Below are 24,937 nucleotides of genomic sequence, written 5' to 3' on the forward strand. Positions count from 1 at the left end.
GGCCTTTTTAATGCTTGATTTTATGCAGATGAATCGTTGTCAAGAGGCATTTTTTATGACTTTTTTTTACGTTGACTTTTGATCCAATTCAATGCAATAGCACTTGGTTCACGCGATGCCGAAAGGCTTGTATTGTGATCTAATAAAGGAAATAAGCAATATTCGAAGGGCTTTCCTTGTGCTTTCAGTGCATTGATATGTTCAATCGATAAGCCTACAGGTATTTGGATATCTTTGGATCCAAAAAGCCAGAGTCCTGGAGTTGTTATCGTTTTAAGTGATGTCATCGGATCGGTATTTGTAAATTGATAGCGATCTGGATCATTCGCTACATGTTGTCGGGCATCGGTTTCCGTATGTTTATCCCAAAAATCTTTTTTCCCATTTGTAAAGAATTGGAAGCGGAGCTGCTCACGGGCAGGGATAACTGCTCCACTGTACAATACAAAAAAGTCGACCAAAGGATTTTGGTTAGTCGCTAAGGGAATGATCCATCCCGCTTGACTGAATCCCAATAGCCCTAAAGGAATGTTCGTTTTCCCTAGTTGTTGATGGAATACTTTTACTGCCGCTTGTGCATCTTTAGCGAGGAGGTGGAGGTTGGCAGAATCGATATTATTGGTACCGACCTCAGGGCCAGCATAGGTCCCCTCAGATTTTCCTACTCCGCGCTTGTCATAAGTAAATACGGCAATACCGTTTTGGGCTAAATATGAGGCAAACTCCATCATTCTTTTCTCTTGTCCAGAACCATGTATGAGGACAATGGCAGCATGGGCACGCCGAGGCTGAAGTATGGTTCCTGCCAGGTTAATACCCTCACTCTTAAATACAATATCTTTTGTAGACCAGTCTAAAGATTGGGCTTTTGTATGCTGTGAAAAGAGCACGCAATAAATAGCGATGAGAAAAGTTAGCGTACTAAATGTAATCCGCTGTAAGGGAGAATAGTTCGTCAAGGAACAGTCTAATGAATAAGTTTTAGGCATAATTAATTCGGTGTTAAATTTACTTTTGTCTAAAGTAATGGGTTTAATTCTAAAAAGTGTGCGTTTTTCGGTAGACTGTGGATTTGAATCGGTAAATCGTACTATTTTCGTTGTAAATGGCGGACTAAAATTCTCTCGAATCCTCTGCTTGGTATTTCGCAGATACGCTATGTCCATTCCTGAAAAAAGTTTACAAAAGGTCTAATATGGCTCTTACTTTACGGTTGGTCTTATACGAGATTTTGGTTTGTCTATATTTTGTGGGTAAAAACTAGCGATCAAATTTACTTTTGATCCGTTTTATAATCGTTATTTCTACGGAACTTATTCGGACTTTATTCGCTTTCATCCGAATGAAGTCCGAATGAGGTCCCTATAAAGTCCGTATTAGCTCCCTGAAAATTAAGAAAGTTTGTGGGAAATAAAATAGCGATGGAATAAGATTCGTTAACAGTGTTTTAAGTTTTTCTTTCGTGTTGTATAACGTAATATATCCTTTATCAAAAGTTAACATCTGAAAATTATTTTTGAGCTGAATGAAGCGATTGTTCCTGCGGTAGTTTTCCTTAAGGAAAACTCAGCAAGTAAGAAAAACTCAGCAAGGACAACCATAAATCTTATGAAAGAATAATATGCAAATTTTCTGCAACATGATTCCTCTCTTAGGGGAAACCGATCTTAGTACTGGACTTCTTATTGTTTTTGCCCTTTGTTTATTTGCCGTTGTGGCCTTTGAATTTGTCAATGGCTTTCATGATACCGCGAATGCTGTTGCAACGGTAATTTATACCAAAGCACTTAAACCAATTGTAGCCATTCCTTGGTCTGGCTTTTGGAATTTTCTAGGTGTTTTTGCAGGTGGGATCGCAGTGGCTATGGGAATACTTAAATTGGTGCCTCTAGATACTTTAATGGCACTACCGGTTTCGGTAGGCGCTTGTTTGGTCCTTTCTGTATTATTGGCGGCTATTATCTGGAATTTAGGGACTTGGTATTTTGGTATTCCTTGTTCGAGTTCACATACCTTGATTGGTGCCCTTATCGGGGCTGGTATAGGCTTCACCTGGTATTATGGAGGCAGTGGTGTCAATTGGCATAAGGCCGAGGAAATTGGTCTTTCTTTGATTCTCTCACCTTTGATTGGTTTTGGTCTAGCGGTGTTATTGATGCTCTTTTTAAAGCATGTCGTCCGTTATAAAGCACTTTTTCACATCCCACAGGGAGAAGATGACAGACCTCCCTTGTTAGTACGCGGTATTCTTATACTGACCTGTACATTGGTCAGTTTTTTTCACGGTAGCAACGATGGACAAAAAGGTGTAGGACTGTTTATGTTGATCTTAATTGCATTTCTGCCTGCTCGTTTTGCAATAAACCATTCCGTACCAGATGCGGCTGTCATTAAAACGCTCGATCAAACGGAAATCGTGTTACAGACAATTGCTTCCAGTAATGTCGCTCAGGGAACGATGTTTGTGCAAGTCAATCAGGAGATTGAGCAAGTCAAGTTGCATTTGATGGATAAAAGTGTAACGGATAAAGCCGGTACTTTTAAATTCAGAAAAGAGGTTGAAGGTTTAGTTAAATCCATTGCTACATTAGAGAGCAGTAAACAGATCGATATCAATCCTGAAAATCGATTGGAGCTTAATCGTAAGTTGGGCGAATTGAAACATCTTACGGACTTTGCACCGATCTGGGTGATCTTAACTATTTCAATCGCCTTAGGTCTTGGGACAATGATCGGTTGGAAACGTATTGTAGTAACGATTGGTGAAAAAATAGGAAATGAACATTTAAGTTATGCTCAAGGAGCCTCAAGCGAGATTGTTGCTGCTTCGACAATTGGTATCAGTACCGTATTGGGTTTGCCGGTTAGTACAACGCATGTGCTTTCAAGTGGTATTGCCGGTTCAATGGTCGCTTCTGGAGGAAAGAGCAATCTGAATAAAGGGACACTCAAAAGTATCGGTCTTGCCTGGGTACTTACTTTACCCGTGTCAATTGGCTTGGCATTATTACTATTTGTATTCTTCCATCTTTTTATTTAGTTGATTGTTATCTGAATGTTTTTGTCATCCATTGCATTTGTACACATGGCTATTGACAGGTAAATATTAAAAACTTAAAAAATGAAACAAATTCTTGTTGCCTCCGATTTTTCAATCAATGCAAGTCATGCTTTGCGTTACGCCTTGTCTTTGGCTTCTCGTTTGAATATGGAAGTTGCTGTTGTACATGCCATACACCCGACAGAAGGGATCAACAACAGTACTTATAACGCGATCTTTATAGAAGATTATTACGCTAGAAAACGTGCTGCTTTGCAAGAATGGACTGATCAGGTGGTCCAGGAAAATAAATACAATGACCTCAAAGTGCGAACCGTTGTTGAAGTAGGTTATCTGCGTAATGTAGTCACAAAGTATGTTGAATATACGGATGTTTCTTTTTTGGTGATGGGAATTACCGGGGCGACAGGCATTAAAGAAATTGTCGGTAGTAATGCGAGTATGGCTGTGACAAAATTGCGTATTCCGACCTTGATTGTACCTCCTGAAAGTAATCTGTCGGTTATTCCAGTCATTACATTGGCAACGGATTATAAAACAACAAAATTGTCTGTTCGTGATGTCAAAGCGCTCAATCGTATTTTAAAACTTTCAGACCCCAAGAAGTTGGAAATTCTACACGTCTCAGAAAGGGATTTGGACGAAAAGCTGGTGCGTAATGGGGAGAAAAAAATGCGTCAGTTGCTTCCTAACGTAGATATCAACTTTAATTATGTGGATGAGGATGATACACGGCCATCACATGCGATCATTGACTTTGTTGAAAACAATCAGACCGATATTCTGTGTTTGGTCAAACGCAACCATAATATGATTTACCGTTTATTTGCAAGTAGTACGGTGAATGAAGTTTTGAACCGATCAGTTAAAGCGATTTTGGTTTTGCATGAATAATATGAATGGAAACTTTTTTTACGCTATATATCAAGCCGTTTTGGATTTTCCAAGCGGCTTTTTTCTTGACTTTACCAATGCTGCAGAACGCGTTAGCGCGGAAAATTCGAGTTGTCTGATCCATTGTTTAAGTCCCAATTTTCGGAATCGCTAAATTGAACAAACGGTTGCGTTTTGATCAGAGTTGCCAATGCTGATAATTCTCGTTATTATCGTAAGGTTATAGTCTGTTCGTAAGCAGATTGACTATCGTTTGTTCGTTTATAAAATAAGAAAATTGTGAAAAAATATCTATTTCTTGCAGGTATTCAGGTAATGTCAGCGTTAGGGCTATCGGCTCAAACGACAAGTTCAAATGTACCATTACAGCTATTGGGTACCCGGAGTTGGATCCGTGTAGACATGAAGGATAATCAACCGAGCATATCCGGAGCGAAAGTCTTTTGGGCAAAAACGAATAAGAAACCGCAGACAGCCAATGCGATATTGGCAGAAGGTGCCAAACGTTATTATATTCAGCAGGTAGAGCCTGAAACGACCTATTATATCTGGGTAGAATCTGCTACAGGAAAATCCTTGGCAAATGGAAAAGTGTATACGAGCAAGAGATGGCAGCTGGATAATACTGAACTCGATGAAGAGCGAAAGAATCCAAGTTCAAGAGCAGTTCCTGTTGGTATGGAAGTTTATTGGCAGGATGAATTTAACGATCAATTACTTAATCGGAATAAATGGACGACCAACTATTTTTCATCCTTGAATTATCTGAATGCAAAATCCAAGGATGAAATGTTGCATGATCGTTTGCCACAACCCGCTTATACTTTAAATGGATCAGCGATCAATCTGTATGTCAATGATACTATTCCCAAACGGATTTTTACAGCGGGTGGCAACCAGAAGATTTCATCCATCCAAACCTACGATTGGAAGTCCAATGAAAATTTATTGGACAACAGCAAAGGTGGGTACTTTGAAGTTAAGGTAAGACGTAACCGACAGGGGAATCCCAAGGGAACAAATACAGCTTTTTGGTTTGATTCACCTGGACCAGATATTCGTTATTATCTTCAAGAAGGATCCGAAGTCGACGGAATTAAAGGCATTCGCCCCAAGGGACAGCTTTTTGAAATCGACGTTTTCGAATATATTACGGCTCAGTTTGTGATACATGGACATGTTGATCAAAAAGGGGTATTTCAACGTAACCTTGCTACACATATTGCAGAGGGGTATGAACATGTCGGACAATGGGTAACACATGGGGTATTGTGGACACCCACAAGTATTAAACATTATATCAATGGAGATCTGATCAAAGAATATACGAATAAAAATCAGATTTATTCACCCAACCACTTTTTGAACGTATTTCTTGGAGCCTATGGATCTGAAGGCGGAGTCAATATGGAGGTCGATTATATTCGGGCGTATAACTGGCCTTTAAAAGATGGTAATGAATTGCCTAATCCAGATTTTGAGGGTAAGTCTGGCCTTGCGCCTTGGGAAGGAGCAGCGGTCATCGAAGAAGGGCGCGGCGAAAAGGGGAGTAAAGCGGTGGTACTTGCGCCGGGTCAAAAAATAGAGCAATATGTTTATTTGGATCCCCAACAAGACTTCAAACTTGTCTATTGGAGTAAAGGAGACAAAGTGCAGGTGGAAGTCGATGATGTCGCTGTCGTAACAGGAAAGTTGTCGAATTTAAAGACGTTAATACCTGATTTAGAAAAGAAAGGTGGAAAACAGGAGCTTGATTTTGTTACTGGCAAGGAGATTAATCCGAATAAAAAAATTGTTCGGATCGGATTTACCAATGTAGGAACGGGAAATGCATTTTTGGATAATATCACGTTGAAAAAAAGATCGTTATAATGCAGTTTTCTTAATAAATATTGGCTCCATGTATATTACGTAGGAGCCATTTTTATGTTTTTTTATGTGGTAAATGTTTCTTTTGATATGCTGAAGGTGACATATTTGTCTGTTTTTTGAAGAAATGAGAGAAAGTAGCGGAGTCCTCAAAACCCAATTCAATCAGGGTAGTCTTGATTGGATTGGGCCCCAAAATCAGCAGGTGCATAGCTTCCTTTAATAAACGATTATGAATCAGTTTGAGGGGGCTAGTCTCCATGTATTGCTGTGTTTGCATCCAAAGACTTTTTGCAGTTATATTCAGTAAATTTGCGTAATAAGCGACATGGTGTTCTTGTTTATAATGAAGTTCTACTAATTCAAGAAAGCGATTCAGGATGGCTGGATAAGCGTATGGTGCTAAATTATCGATGTGGTTGATTAAGGAGTGGTTAATCTCTAGTAAGCTAGTTGCCAAACGTGATAAAATGAGTGATAATGGTGGCTGATAGTGATAGAGTTCATTACGGATCTTATCGAATTCATAACGGAGCGTTTCAAATTTATATGGCGTGACCTGAAGTATCGGATAATCTTTAAGGAGTTTTATGTTGATTGAAAGCGCATGACATAATTTTTCAAAATTTTGCCAGGGAATTCTAAAATGATAAACAGCGGTTTCTTTGAAAAAATAGAAAGAACTTGACTGACCGGGGAACATTAGATGAATTTGATAACCCATTATATTATGTTGCCCCTGATCAATCTCACGGCGACCTCCGCTCGAATGTATTAAGATAAGGGTCACAACCTCTTTGCTTTTCAGCATATGGTAGGTGTGTACCCTGATATTCCGCATTCGATATAAAAAACCGAGATGCTCTACCTCGTCGTCGCATGTTGTTATGTTTGCAGCATTAAACATAGTTATTTTGGTCTGAGGATGTATTAAGTGCACGATTTGTTTTATTGAGTTTTTACGATTTTTATTTAGTGGCCATAGGGATATTCTTGTATCCAGTTGAAATTGCGCCGCATCAATTCAAGTGCTTGCACGTCTTGTTTAATAAGTTTAATGTACGCTGTATGGTCATCAAAGGTTTTTGTCAGAAGAATATTTCCGTCAGGGTTGATCTGATAATCAAATTGATAATTGTTTAGGGTAATTTTCTTCCCGGGGGCATCAATAACAACGCTCTCCCTTTGTGGGGTATAGTCTGTGTTGCGTATTAAGACCTTGTTGTTATCAATTTCGAAAACAATAAGTCGCCAATCTTCGGGAATTGATTTGCCTTGTGTTCCCGCTTGTTCAATACGGTAGATTCCATAGAGTGGTGACTTCGTTTGGTACTCCGCTATCTTTTTTTTTGTACTTAATATGCCCATGCCCTGTTGCACCATAAAGAGCAGTAACACCACCAATTTGGCGATAAACAAACTTTTTCTTTTCCAGCTTTTGTTGAATAGGGGTTGTTGGATAGGGAGTAACTGTACAGGTTTTCCTGAAATAAAAATTGCGAACAATGCTTTCAAGTAGGGAAGCAGTAGAAATAAGGAAAGTAGCAGGAGTGCTGTAGAGACCATTTTAACGGGGACGTCATAAAAATAATTGACAGCCATAATATTGATACTGGTCGCAACCGTAATTAGTGCACCAGCAACCACCGTTTTTCTGAAAAGCAATAAGCCCGATAATATTTCTACTGAACCAATAAGTATATTGTAGCCTTGAGAATAACCGATATAGGTCCATGCGAGACCCATGGGGGAATACTCGCCCAATGGCTGCAGGAGTTGTGTTAACCTCGGCGGCGGCATTTGCATATAGAAGACTTTGATCATTCCATAATGAATAAGCATAAAAGCAAGATAATAACGTATTGCTGTAGTTAACCAATAGAAAAGGATTGTGTAGCTGGCTCTTCTTCGATCCAATATGGACCATAAAGCCGCCCCAACTAATGCCAGCAGGAATAGGATCGATAAGGATACCCAGGCATAGGAGGTATCTCCACTTCCGTTGATGAAGATGCTGTGGTCGTAAGAATAGCCCAATATATTTTCTGCAAACCAGGGAGTCAACCTTTGCATGAAATGAGTAAGAGGGATGCTGATATATCCATATAACGGATAAGTACCATTATTAAAAACAAGAATAAAGGACAAAATGAAAATAAAGGAAAATCGAAAACCTAATTTTCTAAAGGCAGGCCACCGTTCTGGGGCGTTTTCGTTAAGAATATGCATAATTAAAGTTTACTGTATTTAAGTTAATATTTTTTGGTAAAATAGATCGTATGTTTATTGAAATAAATAATCGATTAAATAGTAAATAATCATTACGATGTATTTGAACAGAAGTTTTTATCTTGCTCTTAAAAAATATGAATCATGGACAAGATCAAAGAATATTTTGAATCGCTCGTTGTCATGAATGATACGGACTGGGAAGTATTTTCCGCTAAGCTTGTTAAGATGGAGTTTCCAAAAAAGTCACTGATTTTGGAAATCGGAAAAACTGAACAGTATTTATCTTTTATTGAAAAAGGAATCGTACGTTTCAATATCCCAAAACTGGACTATGATTTTACTTTTGGATTTGCTTTCGAAAACTCTTTTGTAAGTGGGTACGATTCCTTCTTGACGCAGCAGCCTTCATCGTATCATCTCGAGGCAATAACAGATTGTATTGTATGGCGGATATCGTTTGAGGATCTCCATGCGGTATATCAAACAACAACGGTTGGGAACCTAATTGGTCGGAAAGCGGTTGAGGACATTTTTCTAAAAAAAATGAAACGGGAACTGACGCTACTTGAAGATTCGGCAAAAACCAGGTATATCAATTTGATGCGTGAGCAACCTGAACTGATTCGCAACATTCCCTTAAAATATCTGGCTTCTTATATTGGTATTAGACCGCAATCGTTAAGCCGGATCAGGAAAGAAATTTATTAACAAATGTTCATTGATAACAAAAGGAAGGGCACCTATTTTTGTTATAAAAAAGATGAAACCATTTTTTGTTTTAATTGTCGTTTGCATTATTTCCAATCTCATCCTATTGCTGCTGAAGGGGGAGATGGATATTCTTTTAGCGGGTAAAGTTGGATTGGCAGTGATGCTGTTGTTCACTGCATTGGGACACCTACTTTATACCAAAGGAATGATGTTGATGCTATCCGACTTCGTTCCATTTAAAAAAGAAATGATCTATGGAACCGGTTTAATGGAATTCATGGCTGCAATTGGACTATTTGTTCCCCAGGTGAGTCGCATAACGGGAATCCTATTAATTGTCTTCTTTCTACTGGTATTACCTACAAATATTCGGGCAAACTTAAGGCGTATCAATTACGAGACGGCTACTTTTGAGGGCGCCGGTCCAAACTATTTGTGGTTTCGTATTCCGTTCCAAATCTTGCTGATCGCCTGGACCTATTATTTTGTGGTTCGTTAAAGTAGTTTTCTTAACCAAAGCATAGCAATAAATTAACATAGTGTTGTTTAGTTTTGTTTAACATTTTTTTATTTTTGCTAAACTTTTAGATTGAATAGAATGAAAGAAGCCATCAAGATGCTCGTATTTGATATGGCGGGTACGACAGTGAACGAAAATAATATTGTTTATAAAACACTTAGAAATGCTATAAATACGGTAGGGGGATACGAACTGACATTAACAGAGGTATTGGCCCATGCTGCAGGTAAGGAGAAGCTACAGGCAATTAAGACTGTGCTCAAAAATAGTTTAGATGTTGATGATGATGAATTGGCTCAACGGATGTTTACTTTGTTTTTGAAAGACTTGGAACATGCTTATGAAGTCGAGGAAATTTACCCTAATGCGAATGCGGAAGAACTTTTTGCAATCTTGAAAGAGCGGGATATCTTGCGTGTGCTCAATACGGGCTATGATCGTAAGACAGCCGAATCACTTTTGAAGAAGCTTAATTGGAAAGTTGGCAAAGATGTAGATGCGTTAATTACTGCTTCTGATGTACCTCGAAACAGACCTTATCCAGATATGATTGATATGGCCATGCAAAAATTTGAAATTACCGATTCGAGTGTGGTGATGAAAATTGGAGATTCCATCATCGATATACAGGAGGGGCAACAAGCGGGTTGTGCTTTGAGTATTGGTATAACAACAGGTGCACATGATGCGGCTCAACTCAGATCGGCAAATCCAGATTATGTGATTGATGATCTACTGGAGATTGTTGAAATACTTGAAAAGAAGAATATATCCAATACAGTCGTCTAGTCTTTGACGCAGTTTAATAAAAAAGCGGGTATTTCCTACAAGAAATACCCGCTTTTGATTGTGATATGATCCACATGTTATTGCATTTGTATGCCTTCCATTGAATTTTGGTTTTTGTTTTTCTTAAACATATTCATATCCATTTTTCCAAAACGGTAGGAAAGATTCAATTTGATCAACTGTGGATTAGAAAGTCGATAATAGGTTTGAGAGAACCCTTCACCCGATGAAACAATGGTATTGCCACGTGTTCTGAAGATATCGTTGATGGCCAATGTTGCTGAGGCAGCCTGATTTTTCAAGAAGCTTTTCTTGATGGCAAAGTCGATACCATAGAATGGTTTGATATAGCCTTGTGAAGAGCTTTGCGCCTGGTTCATTGGTGGACCGAATGTTTGTCCCTGTGTCACTGGCATATTTGTTTTGCCTTGATATTCAAAGGCTAGCTGTAGATTCCAGTTTTTCTGTAGGTTGAATGTATTGTTCAGTTTTCCAAATACTGTCCACATACCTTCCGAAGGCGTTTTCTCATCCACCTCAATTTTGGAATTGTAGAAGTTGAGGTCTGCAGTCAGATCCCACCATTTTTTGAGATTATTGGTATAAGTAAATTCTGCCCCATAATTCTTGCTGGAATTGGCATTGATATAGGTATTAATGAAATCCATTTTGTTCGTTACCGGATTGAGTTCCTGTGTCAGGTAACGTGTAATTAGATTGTTTGTGCGTTTATAGTATACTGTTGCCAAAAATGTACCTTTTCCATGTGTACGGCTGTAGGAAAGTTCGCCGGATGTTGTGAATTCAGGAACAAGGTCAGGGTTACCGCGTGTAATATTCAAGCTATCCGTGTAATCAACAAATGGGATGAGTTGAAAGAAGTTCGGACGGTTGACACGACGGGTTACGCTCATCTGTATTTGGTCTTTTTCGGTTAGCTTTTTGCTCAAGAACAAAGAAGGAAATAAGCTCAGGGGATACTTGTTGTGGAACTTTTCGTTTGTATTCAAAAGTTCACCGTCGTACGTTGAACTTTCTGCGCGCAGCCCAATTTTATAGGATATCCAGTCCTTGAGGTTTCCTCCAAGTGAGGCATAGGCTGCGTAGACGCTGTTTTTATTGTTATAGTTAGCTGATGCTGCGGTTATATTCTCAAAATCATCTTCGCCTACTGCTTTTAAGGAATTATTGTTGAGATTTTTGAGTTTATTGATCTGTGCACGCACACCAGTTTCGAGTTTCATGCCATTTTTGAATGGTTTGACATAATCTGCCTGCACAGTCATGAACTTATTATCACCGGAACCGATGTTCTTTTGAATCTGAGTTCCGCTGATTTCGCTGCTTGCATTGCGGTAATTGGTGGTGTATAAACCATTGGATGTGTTGCTGCCGCCGAAATAATTGAAATCCACAGACAATTCCTCGCCTTCAGTTTTGAATTTTTGAACAAGACCTGCCTGCAACCCCCGTGGTTTAAAGCTTCTTTCAGACTCGGAAATCCGATCGCTGCGTGATTCGCTATTGCCAGAGGTGGTTAAGATCGACGAGTTCTCATTCGGCTTAAATTTACCCTGAACCAATACGCCGGCTACAGATAGCGTTGTTTTGGGACTTAAGTCGTAATCTACGCCGAGCCGGCCAAAAGTAATCATACCTTTTGTTTTGCCTTCAATATCTTGATCTACTGTTGATTCTATGCCATTAATTGTACTTGTACGGTGGCTGTCGCCCTCGGTGTTGGTCCGCATGCGCATATTCATTCCCGTCAGTGAGATATTGAATTTATTTTGACGCAGATTTAAACTACCCATAAAGTTGGTTCCACCAAAGCGGTCTCCACCTAAGGTGACCATACCATTGTATCCAGCTTTCTTATTTTTCTTCAGGATAATGTTGAGGATACCGGCCATACTTCCGGAAGCGTCGTATTTGGCAGATGGATTTGTGATAATTTCGATTTTATCGATCACATCGGCAGGAATCTGGTCGGGGGTGAGCGTTGTAGGTTTTCCATCGACAAAAATTGTAGGGGCTGCATTTCTCAGTTTTACGTTTCCGTCGATATCTACTTGTACAGAAGGCATATTGCGGAGTACATCGATCGCAGTACCGCCAGCTGCAACGATATTCTTCTCTACATTGAAGACTTTTTTGTCGATGTCCATTTCGAGTAGTGCCTTGCGGCCAGTCACGGTAACTTCATCGAGTTTACGGTTGTCATCGTCCAATTTGATCGCACCTAGATCTTTGTTTGTTGTTTTGCTATCGCTATAGTCTACAGCAAGATCTATCGGCGCATAGCCTACAGAACTAATTTTTAGTTTCCATTTTTCTTTTGGTGAAATGGCTGCGAAATTGAACTTTCCATTTTCTGAAGAGCTGGTGCTTTTTACCAGGATTTCCCTTTCTTTCCCTGTAGCTTGATCCTTGATAACCTTCAATAAATTCACGGAAGCTTGTGAGATAGGTTTCCCGTTGTTGTCCACAATTTGGCCCGAGAGCTGACCTTCGGACATGGCGAAAGCAGGACGACCACCTGCAGGGGCTTGAGCGTGTACGGAAGCAACCGCAGTTGCCATTAGCGCTATTGCTATAAATCTTTTCATTTTTTCTTTGCTATTCTACCGGCTACGCGGATTAGGCTGTTCGATAGTACACAAATTTGAAAAGGATTTTTTAGCTATGCAATCATCTGTAGACCGAAGCGGCCAATGTGTAGACGAACGGATAATTGCATCGATTCAATTTGTGGCGGTAGCATTAGATAAATTGTTCAATATTTTTGATATATTTTTTACCGATAGGAAGGGCGGTTTCAGGTAGGGTGAGTTTGCTTTGGGCGACCTGCTCAATACGATTTTTATTGACAATAAAAGAATTATGTATGCGTAGGAAGTCTATTGTAGGTAATATTTTTTCCATTCCACGGAGGTTGCTGCGCGTAAGAAGGGGCGATTCACGGTCCACCAGGTATATTTTTACATAGTCCTTCAAGCCTTCGATGTAGCTGATTTCATGGAGAAAAATTTTCGTCTTTTTATATTCTACATTAACGATAATATGATCCTGTTCGGGGAGCTGTTTTGCACGGAGCAGCATACCCTCTTCCACTTTTCGGACTGCAGCTGCGAGTCGTTCTTTTGAGATCGGCTTAAGCAGATAATCAATAGCATTTAGCTCGAAACCTTCAACAGCATATTGGTGATAGGCCGTGGTGAAGATAACCAAGGGTCGGGGAGCGAGCTCGCGAATAAACTGCGTGCCCAATTGATCGGGCATTTCAATATCCAGAAAAATCAGATCGATAGCGTGATTTTTTAAATATTCTTCCGCTTCGGCCGTCGCATTAAATTTATGGACGACTTCGATTTGCTCAAAATTCAATAAGTCGTCTTCTAAAATATTGAGTGCGAAGGGTTCATCATCTATGAGTATACATTTAATCTTCATCGGTCATCAGTTTGAGGGTGACTTCGAAATCTCCAACATCGGTTTTTCTGATGCTGAGGTCATGTCGATTGGGATACAATAATTGTAATCGTCTGCGTACATTGGTCAGTCCTATACCTTCGTTTGGACGCGGTTCTGTATGTTGTAAGATTCTATTGCGGGATATAAAAATAATGCCACCCTGAGTTTCCTGAAATTGAAACTGTATCTGTGGTGCAGTTTTGCTATCCACACCATACTTGAATGCATTCTCGACAAAATGTATGAAGAGTAATGGGGGGATCATTCTATTTTTGACCTTGTCTTCGATATCTAGTGTTATATTTCCTTGGATAGGAAGACGAAGGGTCTGTAAGGCGATAAAATTGCGCATATGGTCGATCTCTTTAAAAAGTTCGACTTTGGGGCCGTTTACTTCGTAGAGTATATAGCGTAGCATTTCGGATAACTTAACAATAGTGTCTTCGGAATCTGGTGATTGTTTACGAATGAGCCAACGGATATTGTTCAGTGTATTGAATAGGAAATGCGGGCTGATCTGAAGTTTTAACATCGTTAGTTCTGCCGTTGTTTTTTCAAGCGCAATCTGTTTGTTGAGTTCCTTTTGTCGCGCTTGTTCATCGTAGAGGAAGATCATTGAAGACGTGATCATACAAAGGGAATAAATAATGCCCGGGCCAATGACCAAGCGTACGAAAAGAATATTTTCCTTCGTCAGATGAGCAAGCTCTCCAGCTGGATTAAAATAGACTATGCAGTAGTTCAGCGCGACGTAGGTGGAAAACCCAAGTGCGATTAATAGTACAAAGATCTTTCTACGACCAAAAAAATAGGTGGGCGCAACAACGTAGCAATGCAAGTAAAAATGAGTAGCTAGAAATACAATATTTACTAAATGCGATAATGCCGAATAGGCTTTGAAATCAGCGATCTTATCCGGCTGGTAGAGATACGTTATAAAGGGTAACAGCAGTAATATGGTCCAGATGACAATATGTAAATAGAATTTTCTGAAGAATCTGCCAATCATGTTATGTCTAATTAATCCCTTTACTTTTGGATAAGACCAAACTTAGATAAATTGCTTTTTATATGCAATATAAATACGTTTCTATGCAAAAAGAATTATGCATCGAAGCCTGCTTTCCTAAGGTTATCATGACCTGTTGCTAATCGATTTGGTGTTAGAAACATGACCTGCTGTTAAATGATATAGTGTTAAAAAGAGGTTTGCGAAAGAAGACGAAAGCGGGAAATACGCTGGACTGTTGGAAATAGTTTTGTATTTTGCAGGTATAAACTTTGTAACGTGACATTCAATCCAAACCGATATCAGAATATGCCCTATAGACGCTGTGGGAAGAGTGGTATTCTCTTGCCAGCCATATCATTGGGGCTTTGGCAAAATTTTGGCGAAACCGATATTCAAGCTGTATTCCGGAAAACCTTGCTGACCGCTTTTGATCGTGGAATCACCCATTTTGACCTTGCCAATAATTATGGTCCTCCTCCGGGAAGTGCCGAAGAGAACTTTGGACAGCTATTGCGTACCGATTTTGTGGGCTATCGTGATGAACTTTTAATTTCCACTAAAGCGGGTTATACCATGTGGCCGGGGCCGTATGGTGATTGGGGAAGCCGTAAATATTTGATGGCCAGTTTACATCAGAGCTTAAAACGGATGAGTCTCGATTATGTGGATATATTTTACCATCATCGACCTGATCCGAATACACCGTTGGAAGAGACAATGGCAGCATTGCGAGATATTGTTCATCAAGGAAAGGCCTGCTATGTAGGCTTGTCCAATTATCCTCCTGATCTTGCTCAGAAAGCAGCTGCGTTATTGCGTGCTATGGGGACACCATGCCTTATTCATCAGCCTAAGTATTCGATGCTGGTGCGGACACCTGAGGAGGGACTTTTGGATGTGCTGCAGGCAGAAGGAATCGGAGCGACCGCTTTTTCTCCTTTGGCACAGGGACTGCTGACCAACAAATATCTCGGCGGCATTCCGGCGGATTCACGTGCTTCGAAAGAACATTTTTTGAAAAGTGAAATGATCACTCCAGAATTAATGGAGAAGATCGACCGGTTGAATAATCTTGCGGTACAAAGAGGGCAAACATTGGCACAAATGGCAATTGCATGGTTGTTGAAAGATGAACGCGTAAGCTCGGTTTTAGTAGGGGCGAGAAATAGTGAGCAGCTGGTTGATTCCCTCAAGGCCCTGGACAGGTTGGATTTTACGACGGATGAATTGACGCTTATAGATACTATTCTGAAGCATAATTAATCACCTAATTGATCATATCATGTTTGCCTTTGAAGCACAATTGGAAATTATTGGTATCAATCCTTTTGTTTTTGTTCCTACGGATATTCTTGAAAACCTATTTAAGGATGCAGGAATAAACAAGGGATATATTCCTGTGAAAGGAAAAGTGAATGAAAAGGATTATGTTCAGACGTTGCTGCGGTTTAAGGAGGAGTGGAGACTGTACATTAACACGGCTATATTGTCGAATTCGCCGAAACGAATCGGTGAGACCTTAGCCGTAACAATCGCTTTTGATCCGGAAGACCGCACTATTTTGCCTCACCCCGAACTCGAAGCAGCATTTGCACTAAATAAGGAAGCTCTGCAGGTATTCGATGGATTGTCTCCATCAAAGCAAAAGGAAATTATCCGCTATATTTCTTCCTTAAAAACTGCGGATAGTCGAAGAAAAAACATCGAAAGGGCAATCGGTTTTCTTTTGGGTAAAAACCGATTTGTGGGACGTGAAAAGCCCTAAGAAATCAGACCAGTACTTCGATGTATGTACTGTAATGCTGGCCAGATATCGGGATTATTGGTCAGAGTCTTAGCAATAATTTGAATATACTTATGGATAATTCTAAAATTGTATGGGGTATCATCGGCTGTGGTGATGTCACAGAAAAAAAAAGCGGACCAGCGTTTAATCGCATAAATAATAGTCAGCTAATGGCTGTAATGCGAAGAGATGCGACGAAAGCTGCTGATTATGCTAGTCGACATCAAGTACCCTTGTGGTATTCAGACGCGGACGATTTGCTCGATAATATCGATCTCAATGCGATTTATGTAGCAACGCCACCGTCATCTCATCTCGCGTATGCAGTATCTGCCCTGCGTAGAGGGAAATCTGTTTATGTTGAAAAGCCCGTTACGTTAAATGCGATAGAAGCAGAAAAATTATTGCAGGAAGTAAAAGAAAGAGACGGGAAGTTGGTAGTTGCCCATTATAGGCGGCAATTGCCCTTGTTTCTGAAGGTTAAGGAGCTTGTTGGAAATGGTGAAATTGGTGAGTTAAGGACGGTACAATTGCGTTTATGGCAGAGTAGAATGCCCGACCTAGTGACAAAAGGTGGCGGAGATTGGCGTACTGATCCTGCTGTTTCGGGAGGAGGTTATTTCTTTGATTTAGCCCCACATCAATTGGATTTGATGCTCTATTTTTTTGGAATGCCGGTTTCATACGATGGTTTTAGCTTGATTCAGGATAAAGAAAGTGCTGTAGCTGATCAGACCACAGGAACCATTTTGTTTGAAAATCAGCTTGTCTTCAATGGAAGTTGGTGTTTTAATGTTGCCAAAGAAAACCAGGTAGATAAGGTTGAAATTGTAGGAAGCCTTGGGCATATTACTTTTTCTATTTTTGGAAATTCAGTTGTTGTCAAAACAAGAGATGGAGAGAAGGAATTTATATTTGATCATCCTGAAAATATTCAATTGCCGATGATTTCGCGTACGGTAGATTATTTCCGCGGTATCGGGCCAAATCCATCTCCGATTGAGGAAGCCTTGGTTCTGATGAAGATTATCGATAACTTTTCGACAATAAGACCATAGTGTTTTCGTCGTTCTTATCCTAAGCAGCATGATACCATGTACGATCTGTTGGGTCTACCAGCAGTGTTTTATTTTGCGCATTGCTTTGCAATGCTGTGAGTGACAGTACACCCATAAGGAGTACTGTCAACTGATTGAATTTGTTCATCGCTGAATGTTAAATTTTTGCTAAAGCAAGATTGATAAATGATAGTTCTTCGGCGGTAAGCGTGATATCGATGGCTTGCGCATTTGCTATGGCCTGTTCTGCATTTCGAGCACCTGCCAAAACCACAGTGATCGCAGGCTGTAGACTGGTCCAGCGTACTACCAATTGAGAAAGTGTTACACCTTTGTTCGTGGCAATTGGACGGATGGTATCCAAGAAAGTCTTTACCTTGGCCAGATCAAATTGTTGGAAATAGCCATTGCGGTGGTCGTTTTCTTTTAATTTACCTGTATTAAAATATTTACCGGTTAATAAACCTCGTTCCATAGGGCTATATACAATGATACCTAGATCATTTTCCTTTGCATAAGGAACAAGGTCCTGTTCGATACCTCGGTTTAGCATACTGTAACCAACTTGATTACTCGCAATGTTGAGGTTCTTCCGTGCTTCTGAAACTTGATCGACACTATAATTGCTGACGCCGGCGGCACGGATCTTACCTTGTTGTAAAAGAAGATCCAAGGCTTCCATCGTTTCCGAAATCGGGGTCGTGCTATCTGGCCAGTGAATCTGAAGTAGATCGATGTAGTCCGTACGTAAGCGTTTTAGGCTATTCTCTACTTCATGAATTACACTGGTCTTTGACGAATATTTATAAACTGGAATAGTTTTACCAGCTTCTTCTGCATCAAAGAAAAATTCACCTTTTCCTTGGTTACTGCCGTCCCATACCAAACCAAATTTGGTCAATAGCTGTATTTTGGTCCGATCATAACCCTGTATTGCCGCACCGATCATTTCTTCACTTAAACCAAATCCATAAAAAGGGGCTGTATCCAATGTAGTGACACCATTGTCGATCGATGCTTTTACAGAATCAATAGAATCTTTCTTTTCATTTCCGCCCCACATGTTGCCGCCAATGGCGAAAGCTCCATAAGTAATTGCTGATAATTCTAAATCTGTTTTTCCTAATTTTCTGTATTCCATTTTTTTTATTTTTTATGTTTCTTGTTAAAATTATTTATTATGCTAGTGCACCTTTTTTATCAAATAAATCTGTTCGAAATAGCGCTTATTATTATTATTTGAATGATTGATAGCACAAAGTTATAATCCTGATTTTTATTATTAAAATAATTTAAATTGTGTTATTCTATTATTTTTATAATATATTATTAAGTGTTTTTTTAAGGAAAGAACGAAGGGATTCCTGTTAAGTTTTTCTTGTGCAATCCTGCCCAAACTAGTAAATTTATATAAGGCAGTTGGTCTTGTGAGCAATCACATTTTTATTGGGATAGCTGTTCGGTAAAAGAATAACAATGCAAAAAGTAGAACAATTTAAACCTGATGTGATTATTATTGGATCGGGTTTAGCAGGACTTACGACAGCAATGGAAGTCACCAATGCTGGTAAGAAAGTGCTTCTTGTAGATCAGGAAACGGAAGAAAATCTAGGGGGACAGGCCTATTGGTCCTTCGGGGGACTTTTTCTTATCAATTCGCCGCAACAACGTCGCATGGGGATTAAGGATTCTTATGAACTAGCCCGACAGGATTGGATGGGGACTGCCGGGTTTGACCGCGAGGAGGATTATTGGCCACGACAATGGGCTGAGGCCTACTTGAAATTTGCAACAGAAGAAAAGTCTGCCTACATCGCTAAGCTTGGTATAAAGTTGATGTTTATGGTCGGTTGGGCGGAGCGCGGTGATGGTTCGGCCTCGGGGCATGGTAATTCCGTTCCTAGATTTCATGTCAGTTGGGGGACCGGAATCGGAGTTGTGAAACCTTTTGTGGATAAAGCTTATGCTGCGCAGGAAAAAGGTCTTCTGCAGTTTCGCTTTCGACATCGCGTAACAAAATTGCTAACGCAAGATGGTGCGGTAATTGGAATTGGAGGTGATATATTGGCAGACGATCACCAGGCAAGGGGTGTTGCAACCAACAGAACTATTCTTGCAGCGTTTGAATATTATGCAGATCAGGTCGTTATTGCTTCGGGAGGGATCGGCGCAAATCATCAATTGGTACGTGAAAATTGGCCTGAACGATTAGGCAAAGCACCGGCACAAATGATTTCAGGTGTTCCCGCCTATGTCGATGGAAAAATGATCGGAATTGCGGAAGAGGTCGGGGCTCATATGATAAACCGCGATCGCATGTGGCATTATACGGAAGGGATTGAAAATTGGAATCCAATATGGCCTAACCACGGCATCCGTATCTTGCCTGGGCCCTCTTCGCTGTGGTTTGATGCCCGCGGTACCAGACTTCCTGCGCCTTATTTGCCTGGATTTGATACCTTGGGTACACTCAAGCATCTGCAAGAGACAGGCTTTTCTTATTCCTGGTTTATTCTGACGCAGAAGATTATCAAAAAAGAGTTTGCTCTTTCGGGTTCAGAACAGAATCCAGATATTACCAACAAGGATTATAGGTTATTTTTGAAACGCATTTTTGGGAAAAATGCTCCCGGGCCCGTTGAGGCCTTTAAGGAAAAAGGATCTGATTTTATTGTTTCGGACAATCTAAAGGATCTGGTAGCTCGTATGAATCGTTTGACAGGGGAGGATTTATTGGACTATGAAGCAATTAAATCGCAAATTGAAGCGCGTGACCGGGAAGTAGATAATAAGTTCTCAAAAGACACGCAAGTGAATTATATCCGGAATACACGGAATTACCGTGGTGATAAATTAGGCCGAGTGGCAGCCCTTCATAAAATCCTGGCGCAAGAAAATGGACCGCTCATTGCGGTACGTCTCCATGTACTGACCCGGAAAACCTTAGGCGGTCTTAAAACGAATCTCCAAGCACAAGTACTAACAAAGGATGACGAGGTGATAAAGGGCTTGTATGCTGTGGGTGAGGTGGCGGGATTTGGTGGTGGCGGGATGCACGGCTATCGGGCACTGGAAGGCACGTTTTTGGGAGGATGTATTTTCTCCGGCATGAAAGCCGGACAACATATTGCGAGTCTGACAAAGATACCATCTGTCTAAGAAATGTGATGAAAATTAATTTTTTTCTTCATGTTAAAATAGAGGTTCCATAGGCAATCAATGCGATGTTTGCCTATGGAATAAGGAACTATTAAGCTTTTTTTCTGATAGAGCGCATCGTTTGGAGAAGAACAGAAACGAGTACAAGAGCGAGTCCAACATAGAAGGAAGCATTGACTTGTTTGCCTTCGTTGAAGAATAAAAAAGCAATGATAATTGAATAGATGGGCTCGAGATTGAAACTCAAATTGACCGTAAATGCAGATAACTTCTTGAGTGATTCAGCAAAAAGAACATAAAGGCCAACTGTACAAAATAAAGCCAGCAAGATTAAATAGACCCCATCAGAAAAGCTCGGTATAAAACGTTCGGTAGGAAATAGATAATAGAAAATGGGCAGCCCAAATCCCAATACAATGGTGCCACTGAGCATCTGATAAAAATTGAGCAATTTACTATCATATTGTTTGACTAATCGCTCGTTGTAAATGGTATATAGAGCCGCAAAAATAGTTGAAATTACACCCAAAATAATCCCAAGTTGATAAGAGCTATCAAAATGAAAGATTAAACTGATTCCGATCAATGTCAGCATACTTAACATGAGCTGCACTGCGCTAAATCTTTTCTTGTTGATGATTGGCTCTAATACAGCGGTAAAGAAACTGGTCAGACAATAGCAAACAACGCCAATGGAAATGTTGGAAAACTTGATGCTACCATAAAAAAATATCCAGTGGATAGTGATTAGTACGCCGACTTTCGCAATTTTAAACGCATCTTTAGTGGATTTTAAACGCTCAATTTTGAATAATTTGAGAACGAGGAATAAGATGATTGTTGAAAGTAAGACCCGAAACCAGACGAGTGGTATTTGATTGAGCGTAATGAGCTTGCCGAAAACACCGGTGAAGCCTGCGAGCAGTACTGCGGTATGAAGTACTAAATATGATTTTTTCATAAGAGAAATGTCTTTCCCATAAAGGGAAATTTAAAAGCTAAATAAATAGTTAATCCTTATATCATCCGAATTTGCTCCTGATCGGAAGCCATTATTCGTTTGACATTGCGCTATATTATTTTGCTGGAGGAGAAAGACAAGTTCTTCGGCCCATGGTTTTATGCTTGTTTTTAACAAATATAGAAATTATCTACGGTATTCAAAGTCCTTTATTTCAGCCATTTTGTTTGGATTAATATTCTTCATCCTAAAGACTAAATGTTATATTAGTAATCTCACTAGGGGGGATCCCAAGATAATCGTCTTCCTAGTAATGAATACACAATATCAATATAAACCAAACTAAAGAATGAAGAGAAAAGAATTTATACGAAATACGAGTCTATTGGCTGCATCGGCGCTTTTTGCACAGACGAAAGTATTCGGTTTTCAAGCTGATACGGTTCGTGTAGGGCTGATCGGTACAAACGGAATGGGTTGGTCCAATCTGAACGCCATCTTGAAAGTACCAGGAGTGCAGTGTACGGCATTATGTGATGTCGATGAAAATGTTTTGGGAAATCGAGCTGAGGAATTAAAGAAACGCAATATCAATGTGAAGACTTACATCGATTATAAAGACCTCCTAAAAGCAAATGACGTTGATGTTGTTATTGTCGCTACCCCCGATCATTGGCATTGTCTGCAAATGGTTGATGCTGTTGCGGCCGGAAAAGATGTGTATGTCGAAAAACCGATTGGAAACTCCATTCGGGAATGTGAAATTATGGTTGCAGCTGCTAAAAAGCATAAGCGCGTTGTACAGGTTGGGCAGTGGCAACGAAGCCAACAACATTTCAGAGATGCGATGGATTTTGTTCATAGCGGAAAATTGGGGAAAATACGTCTTGTTAAGGCTTGGGCTTATCAAGGTTGGATGAAGAGCATCCCGGTTCAGGCAGACGCTCCTGTTCCTGCGGGAGTACATTATGATAAATGGTTGGGGCCAGCACCAAAACGTGCATTTAATCCCAATCGTTTTCACTTCAATTTTAGATGGTATTGGGATTATGCGGGTGGCTTGATGACCGATTGGGGTGTACATATGTTGGATTATGCGCTAATTGGAATGAAAGTATCAGATCCTGTTTCTGTTATGGCTGCTGGAGGTAAATTTGCTTATCCTGACGATGCCGCTGAAACACCCGATAGTTTAACAACGGTATACGAGTTTGATGGATTTAATGTTCAATGGGAGCAGGCAACAGGTATAGATTTGGGTCCTTACCAGAAGACTCACGGAGTTGCTTTCATTGGCAATAATGGTACCTTGGTGGTCAATCGTGAGGGTTGGGAGGTTATCCCGGAGAAAGGGCGAATGGATGCTGTCTCTTTTCAACGTTCACAAGATAATGGGTTGGACAAGCATATGGTTAATTTTGTTGAAGCAGTTAGAAAGAAATCCGTGGAGGGTTTACATGCTCCGATAGAAGCCGGGGCACATATTGCGATATTCTCACAAATGGGAAATATTGCTTATCGGGCCAAAAAGAAATTGTTTTGGGACAAACAAAAGCGCAGTTTCAATGATAAGGATGCAGATCAGTACCTGGCGAAAGTTTATCATAATGGTTATAACCTGCCCAAAGTCTAAGATGTTAAAAATAGGTATTAAAAAGATATTGTTTTGTCTAGCACTGGCGGGGTTGGTTGTGAACCAGGTTTCAGCGCAACAGATGGAACACATGTGGAATGGTGAAGGGGGAAATAAACCGATTGCCGAAAATAGAGGGAAACTGTTCCGTGAAGGCAAATATGCGATGTTTATCCATTGGGGAATCTATTCGCAGCTGGCAAATACCTGGAAGGGAAAAACGTTTTATGGCATAGGGGAGTGGCTCATGAACAAGAGCATGGCCAATATCCCTGTTGCGGACTATATGGCTGCTGCGGGTTCTTTCCATCCAGATCATTTTGATGCTAAAGCTATTGTGCAGCTTGCAAAAGATGCTGGAATGCGTTACATCGTGATTACAAGTAAACATCATGATGGATTTTCAATGTTTCATTCTAAGGTGAATTCTTTTAATATTGTTGAGGCGACTGACTTTAAGCGCGATCCAATGATTGAGCTCGCAAAAGCATGTAAGGAAGGTGGGATCGGTTTTGGCTTCTATTATTCGCAAAATCAGGATTGGACTTATCCTGGCGGAAATGGAGGCCCCAAGGTGAATGCAGCTGGTCAACCGAAAACATTTGATGATTATTTTTGGGAAAAATGTTATCCTGAGGTAAATCAGATTACAACTGAGTATGGACCGATAGAATTGGTCTGGTTCGATACTCCAGGTGGGATGGATAAGAAATACGCACAAAAACTTGTCGAATTGGTTCATAAAAATCAACCCGGAGCATTTGTGTCGGGGCGAGTGGGGCACGGGCTTGGTGATTATGCTACTTTAGGAGATATGGAAGTGCCGCGGCAGAATGTTCCGGGTCTTTGGGAAGCAGTAGATGTAACCAACGATTCTTGGGGTTATGCTTGGTACGACAATAATTGGAAGAGTGCTCGTGAGATCTTGTCACGTACATTGTCGACTATTGGTCGAGGTGGGACCTATATGTTAAATGTTGGACCTAAACCCGACGGGACTATTCCAGAGCCAGCGAGCTTAGCTTTGCGCGGTGCGGGTGCCTGGATCCGAAAATATCCAGAGACCGTTTATGGCGCACAGGCGTCACCTTGGGGGCATGCCTTACCCTGGGGAGATGCTACTGTACAGGGAGGTAAAATTTCATTGTTGGTCTATCATTGGCCGGCCAATGGAAAGTTATTTGTTCCGGGTCTAACAAAAGGGATAAAGTCGATTAACCTTTTAACTTCCAACGGCAAAAAGTCCTTGAATTACACGTTCGATGGAAAATGGCTAAAAATCAATACGCCAGGTGTAGCTCCCGATTCATTGGTTTCTGTCATTGAGGTAGTTATGCGGGAAATGCCCGTTATTGATAAAATGTTTGGAGTTGATCCGGCCATGGAGACAATTGTGCCTGTTGATTTTGCTGAAGTTGAAGGATGTAATAAAACTGGAAAATCCTGGATGGAAAAATTCGGTGAATGGAAGCATGTGGTTCAAGTAGGGCAGTGGACTGATGAAAGTAAATTAACGTATGCTATAGACATTATTAAGCCAGGCTATTATCAAATTGATCTAAATTATAGGGGGCAGGGGAGAGTGGTGTGGAAGATCGAAAACTCGGATGGGGAGATCGTGCAGAATCAGCAAGCGGCCTCTTCTGTGTATAATTGGTACCCTTGGGGATGGATGAAATTTAAGGCTCCGGGGCGCTACAAAATTACTGTTTCTTTAGTGGATGGGGATGGTGATAAACTCAGTCTTACTGCACTTCGATTTAAATCTGTAGAATAGA

The 24,937-nt window shown here is 40.4% G+C and carries 21 protein-coding genes; 12 read left to right on the top strand and 9 right to left on the bottom strand.

Features of this window, described 5'->3' with window-relative positions; translation table 11 throughout:
- Positions 1-53: 53 nt before the first annotated feature.
- Positions 54-1,166, bottom strand: a complete 1,113-nt coding sequence (locus B4N43_RS11430; RefSeq protein ID WP_286734733.1) for an alpha/beta hydrolase family protein — start codon at positions 1,164-1,166, stop codon at positions 54-56.
- A 473-nt stretch (positions 1,167-1,639) separates the two neighbouring features.
- Here B4N43_RS11430 and B4N43_RS11435 point away from each other — a divergent pair, with 473 nt between their 5' ends.
- The 3 genes from B4N43_RS11435 to B4N43_RS11445 all read left to right on the top strand — a co-directional run bounded on the left by B4N43_RS11435 (position 1,640) and on the right by B4N43_RS11445 (position 5,827).
- Positions 1,640-3,040: an inorganic phosphate transporter gene (locus B4N43_RS11435; RefSeq protein WP_088162299.1), complete on the top strand. Its 1,401-nt coding sequence runs from the start codon at positions 1,640-1,642 to the stop codon at positions 3,038-3,040.
- Positions 3,041-3,121: 81 nt separating this feature from the next.
- The gene (locus B4N43_RS11440; protein WP_145327879.1) at positions 3,122-3,955 is read left to right on the top strand and encodes a universal stress protein; all 834 of its coding nucleotides are present in this window, start codon (positions 3,122-3,124) and stop codon (positions 3,953-3,955) included.
- A 279-nt stretch (positions 3,956-4,234) separates the two neighbouring features.
- Complete coding sequence (locus B4N43_RS11445) at positions 4,235-5,827, top strand: glycoside hydrolase family 16 protein (protein WP_286734738.1); 1,593 nt, start codon at positions 4,235-4,237, stop codon at positions 5,825-5,827.
- 52 nt (positions 5,828-5,879) lie between these two features.
- Here B4N43_RS11445 and B4N43_RS11450 read toward each other — a convergent pair whose 3' ends face one another.
- Together B4N43_RS11450 and B4N43_RS11455 are read right to left on the bottom strand one after the other, a co-directional pair.
- A complete protein-coding gene (locus tag B4N43_RS11450; protein WP_248932041.1) occupies positions 5,880-6,635 on the bottom strand; it encodes a helix-turn-helix domain-containing protein in 756 nt (251 codons plus the stop codon).
- A gap of 161 nt (positions 6,636-6,796) precedes the next feature.
- Positions 6,797-7,897 carry a hypothetical protein gene (locus tag B4N43_RS11455; protein ID WP_286734741.1) on the bottom strand — a complete coding sequence of 367 codons (1,101 nt, stop codon included), beginning with the start codon at positions 7,895-7,897 and terminating at the stop codon, positions 6,797-6,799.
- A gap of 300 nt (positions 7,898-8,197) precedes the next feature.
- Between B4N43_RS11455 and B4N43_RS11460 the strand changes: the two genes are divergently transcribed.
- The 3 genes from B4N43_RS11460 (at position 8,198) to B4N43_RS11470 (ending at position 10,076) form a co-directional block, all read left to right on the top strand.
- Entirely contained in the window at positions 8,198-8,764 is a 567-nt protein-coding gene (locus tag B4N43_RS11460; protein WP_286734743.1) for a Crp/Fnr family transcriptional regulator, read from the top strand.
- A gap of 52 nt (positions 8,765-8,816) precedes the next feature.
- Positions 8,817-9,266, top strand: coding sequence for a DoxX family protein (locus B4N43_RS11465; RefSeq protein ID WP_286734746.1), 450 nt, complete (start codon positions 8,817-8,819; stop codon positions 9,264-9,266).
- A 99-nt stretch (positions 9,267-9,365) separates the two neighbouring features.
- Positions 9,366-10,076, top strand: a complete 711-nt coding sequence (locus tag B4N43_RS11470) for an HAD family hydrolase (protein WP_286734747.1) — start codon at positions 9,366-9,368, stop codon at positions 10,074-10,076.
- Between the two features lie 77 nt (positions 10,077-10,153).
- On the opposite strand, the gene B4N43_RS11475 is transcribed toward B4N43_RS11470, so the two are convergent.
- The 3 genes from B4N43_RS11475 to B4N43_RS11485 form a co-directional block, all read right to left on the bottom strand.
- Positions 10,154-12,685 (bottom strand): TonB-dependent receptor domain-containing protein, encoded by a 2,532-nt coding sequence (locus tag B4N43_RS11475; RefSeq protein ID WP_286734749.1) that lies wholly within the window; start codon positions 12,683-12,685, stop codon positions 10,154-10,156.
- 154 nt (positions 12,686-12,839) lie between these two features.
- Complete coding sequence (locus B4N43_RS11480) at positions 12,840-13,529, bottom strand: LytR/AlgR family response regulator transcription factor (RefSeq protein ID WP_075993497.1); 690 nt, start codon at positions 13,527-13,529, stop codon at positions 12,840-12,842.
- Positions 13,519-14,559 carry a sensor histidine kinase gene (locus B4N43_RS11485; RefSeq protein ID WP_088162293.1) on the bottom strand — a complete coding sequence of 347 codons (1,041 nt, stop codon included), beginning with the start codon at positions 14,557-14,559 and terminating at the stop codon, positions 13,519-13,521. Before B4N43_RS11485 ends, B4N43_RS11480 begins: the two co-directional genes overlap by 11 nt.
- Positions 14,560-14,868: 309 nt before the next feature.
- On the opposite strand from B4N43_RS11485, the gene B4N43_RS11490 reads away from it, so the two are divergent.
- From B4N43_RS11490 to B4N43_RS11500, 3 genes are all read left to right on the top strand, one after another.
- Positions 14,869-15,825, top strand: a complete 957-nt coding sequence (locus tag B4N43_RS11490; RefSeq protein WP_286734913.1) for an aldo/keto reductase — start codon at positions 14,869-14,871, stop codon at positions 15,823-15,825.
- A 19-nt stretch (positions 15,826-15,844) separates the two neighbouring features.
- On the top strand, positions 15,845-16,327 hold the full coding sequence (locus tag B4N43_RS11495; RefSeq protein ID WP_075993494.1) for a YdeI/OmpD-associated family protein: 483 nt from the start codon (positions 15,845-15,847) through the stop codon (positions 16,325-16,327).
- 92 nt (positions 16,328-16,419) lie between these two features.
- A complete protein-coding gene (locus tag B4N43_RS11500; RefSeq protein ID WP_088162291.1) occupies positions 16,420-17,406 on the top strand; it encodes a Gfo/Idh/MocA family protein in 987 nt (328 codons plus the stop codon).
- 19 nt (positions 17,407-17,425) lie between these two features.
- Here B4N43_RS11500 and B4N43_RS11505 read toward each other — a convergent pair whose 3' ends face one another.
- Both B4N43_RS11505 and B4N43_RS11510 read right to left on the bottom strand, forming a co-directional pair.
- Positions 17,426-17,554 (bottom strand): hypothetical protein, encoded by a 129-nt coding sequence (locus B4N43_RS11505; RefSeq protein WP_276521425.1) that lies wholly within the window; start codon positions 17,552-17,554, stop codon positions 17,426-17,428.
- Between the two features lie 9 nt (positions 17,555-17,563).
- The gene (locus B4N43_RS11510; protein ID WP_286734752.1) at positions 17,564-18,547 is read right to left on the bottom strand and encodes an aldo/keto reductase; all 984 of its coding nucleotides are present in this window, start codon (positions 18,545-18,547) and stop codon (positions 17,564-17,566) included.
- A 335-nt stretch (positions 18,548-18,882) separates the two neighbouring features.
- Between B4N43_RS11510 and B4N43_RS11515 the strand changes: the two genes are divergently transcribed.
- A complete protein-coding gene (locus B4N43_RS11515; RefSeq protein WP_286734754.1) occupies positions 18,883-20,565 on the top strand; it encodes an FAD-binding dehydrogenase in 1,683 nt (560 codons plus the stop codon).
- Between the two features lie 91 nt (positions 20,566-20,656).
- On the opposite strand, the gene B4N43_RS11520 is transcribed toward B4N43_RS11515, so the two are convergent.
- Positions 20,657-21,526, bottom strand: coding sequence for a DMT family transporter (locus tag B4N43_RS11520; RefSeq protein ID WP_286734755.1), 870 nt, complete (start codon positions 21,524-21,526; stop codon positions 20,657-20,659).
- Between the two features lie 349 nt (positions 21,527-21,875).
- On the opposite strand from B4N43_RS11520, the gene B4N43_RS11525 reads away from it, so the two are divergent.
- Together B4N43_RS11525 and B4N43_RS11530 are read left to right on the top strand one after the other, a co-directional pair.
- Positions 21,876-23,159 (top strand): Gfo/Idh/MocA family protein, encoded by a 1,284-nt coding sequence (locus B4N43_RS11525; protein WP_286734757.1) that lies wholly within the window; start codon positions 21,876-21,878, stop codon positions 23,157-23,159.
- Position 23,160: 1 nt separating this feature from the next.
- The gene (locus B4N43_RS11530; protein ID WP_286734761.1) at positions 23,161-24,936 is read left to right on the top strand and encodes an alpha-L-fucosidase; all 1,776 of its coding nucleotides are present in this window, start codon (positions 23,161-23,163) and stop codon (positions 24,934-24,936) included.
- Position 24,937: the final 1 nt, after the last annotated feature.

Origin of the sequence: Sphingobacterium sp. UBA1897 (genome assembly GCF_002337775.1) — a bacterium.
In the GTDB taxonomy this organism is placed as follows: Bacteria; Bacteroidota; Bacteroidia; order Sphingobacteriales; family Sphingobacteriaceae; genus Sphingobacterium; species Sphingobacterium siyangense.